This is a genomic window from uncultured Flavobacterium sp. (assembly GCF_963925185.1).
Classification (GTDB): domain Bacteria; phylum Bacteroidota; class Bacteroidia; order Flavobacteriales; family Flavobacteriaceae; genus Flavobacterium.
The window spans coordinates 1-2,594 of record NZ_CAWURC010000044.1; the positions used below are offsets into that span (position 1 = coordinate 1).

Sequence of the window (2,594 nt, forward strand, 5' to 3'; positions counted from 1 at the left end):
GTTAAATAATGATGCTTTTTTTATGTTTAAATAGTTTCAATTTATTTAAAATAAGAAAACGTCTCGTTGTTTTCCATCTTCAATAAAGTTTCATAAATCAATTTAATTACGTTTTCAACATCATCGCGATGTACCATTTCGACCGTGGTGTGCATATATCTTAAAGGCAAAGAAATCAATGCTGAAGCCACACCTCCATTGCTGTAAGCAAAAGCATCGGTGTCTGTTCCGGTAACTCTGGAAGAGGCCAATCGCTGGAATGGAATTTTATTATCGGTGGCAGTATTTAAAATAAGTTCCCTCAAATTATTCTGAACCGCTGGTGCATAAGTAATAACCGGACCGTTCCCAATTTTAATTTCTCCCTCAATCTTCTTTTCAATCATTGGAGTAGTAGAATCGTGACAAACATCAGTTATAATGGCAGCGTTTGGTTTAATGGTTTTGGTAATCATTTCGGCACCACGAAGACCAACTTCCTCCTGAACTGAATTAGTAACATACAATCCAAAAGGCAATTTTACTTTATTTTCGTGAAGCAAACGTGCTACTTCGGCAATCATAAAACCACCCATTCGATTATCGATGGCACGACAAACAAATTTGTTTTCATTTAAAACCATAAATTCATCAGGATACGTAATCACACAACCTACATGTACACCTAGAGCATCCACTTCTTCTTTCTTTTCACAACCAATATCAATAAATAAATTATCGACTTTTGCAGGCTCTTCTTTACCGCGATTTCTGGTGTGAATTGCTGGCCAACCAAAAACACCTTTAACAATTCCTTTTTTGGTATGGATATTTACCCGTTTCGAAGGGGCAATTTGGTGATCGGAACCACCATTTCTTATTACGTAAATTAATCCGTCATCGGTAATGTAATTTACATACCAGGAAATCTCATCAGCGTGACCTTCAATAACTACCTTATAAGGAGCGTCGGGATTAATGACTCCCACGACAGTACCATAAGTATCCGTAATAAATGTATCCACATAAGGTTTTATGTATTCCATCCAAAGTTTTTGCCCGCCACTTTCATAACCTGTTGGCGACGCATTGTTAAGATAGTTTTCTAAAAACGTAAGGGACGACTTGTTTAATATCGATTTTGAACTCATAAAATTAATTTTTTGCTAAATTATAAATTTGGCATCACAGTTATGCATTTTATGTATAATTTTGTGCCATAAAATTTTCCCAAAATGAAGATTATCAAATTTTTATTGTTTTTTCTTTTCATTTCAATAACGGTCAATGGGCAAGTCATTCAAAAAGATACCGTAACAATGGGTTATGTATTGATAGAAAATGACACAATACTTAATGATACGATTCAATTAAAAGAAATAGTAATTTATAAACACAAACTTGATCCCGAAGCTCAAAAACAATTTCAAATCCTTCGAAACCGAGTTTATGTTACTTATCCTTATGCAAAAATGGCATCAGAACGGTTGACTTCATTAAACAAGGGCATAGCAAGTCTCAAAACAAACAAAGAAAAAAAGAAATATTTTAAATTAGTCGAAGATTACCTTTCTAATGAATTTGAAGCCAAACTCAAAAAACTATCCCGCAAACAAGGACAAATTTTAGTAAAGTTAATCCATCGACAAACCGGCACCACAACTTACGACCTAGTTAAAAATCTCAAAAGCGGTTGGAAAGCCTTTTGGTCAAACACCACAGCCCGGATGTTCGACATCAATATGAAAACACAATACTCACCCTACGAATCGAACGAAGACTATCTCATAGAAACCATATTAGTAAGAGCATTCGATTCCGGACGACTTTTAAATCAATCCACAGCAGCCCCCATAGATTATAATAATCTCAACAACTCATGGATAGCAAAAGCCGAAAAAACAAATCAATAACTTTTTTTGGGCGTTTCCCTTTAAAAAGCAAAATCGGCTATAAGCTTTCGGATATAGCCCATTTTGCTTTTTAAACGGTCGGGCTATTCACTACAAGTCCTCACAAAGTTATGTTTCACGTCACTTTGCTGTGGGCTTTTCGCTGCTATCCCTAACGCAACAGCAGATTAAAACCATGAACGGAGTTAGCTATCCTTCTAGGAGTGTTTGATGAGCTTTCAAAACCCACACTTCCAACACGTTAAAAGAAACTTCAAAAAAACTTCAAAAAAGTATTGTATAACTGAATAAACGCACTACTTTTGCACCCGCAATGAACTGCACGTTCTTATAAAGAATTGAAAAAAAAATCAAATAATGGTTGATAGAAGTGTAAAGGATTAGTACCTTCGCCTTCCAAAAAAACCAGAAATGGGATTATTTATTTTATCCTAAAAAATAAAATATTTTTTTCTTGCCAGATAAAAAAGAAGTGATTACTTTTGCACCCGCTTTGCGATACAAGCGTAATAAAGAATAAGAATACGTTCCTAGACATATTGAATTGACAGCCGTTTGAAGAGCGATCTTAAAACACAAATAAAAGAGAGTAACAGAATCGGAAGATTTAAAAAACCACTAGAATTGGAGTCGAATAATAAGTAGCTTAATTAATTTAAGCAAATAATATACGATGAAGAGTTTGATCCTGGCTCAGGATGA

2 protein-coding genes are annotated in these 2,594 nt (G+C 34.7%); one reads left to right on the forward strand and one right to left on the reverse strand.

Annotated features, from left to right (window positions below; translation table 11 throughout):
* Positions 1–41: 41 nt before the first annotated feature.
* The gene (locus AABM59_RS09710) at positions 42–1,130 is read right to left on the reverse strand and encodes a M42 family metallopeptidase (protein WP_338408770.1); all 1,089 of its coding nucleotides are present in this window, start codon (positions 1,128–1,130) and stop codon (positions 42–44) included.
* Between the two features lie 84 nt (positions 1,131–1,214).
* On the opposite strand from AABM59_RS09710, the gene AABM59_RS09715 reads away from it, so the two are divergent.
* Positions 1,215–1,892 (forward strand): DUF4294 domain-containing protein, encoded by a 678-nt coding sequence (locus AABM59_RS09715; RefSeq protein WP_338408771.1) that lies wholly within the window; start codon positions 1,215–1,217, stop codon positions 1,890–1,892.
* Positions 1,893–2,594 lie beyond the last annotated feature (702 nt).

Bases quoted from the DNA above. Each gene is read 5' to 3' on its own strand.
- AABM59_RS09710 (WP_338408770.1), bottom strand. From the start codon at position 1,130: ATGAGTTCAAAATCGATATTAAACAAGTCGTCCCTTACGTTTTTAGAA.
- AABM59_RS09715 (WP_338408771.1), top strand. From the start codon at position 1,215: ATGAAGATTATCAAATTTTTATTGTTTTTTCTTTTCATTTCAATAACG.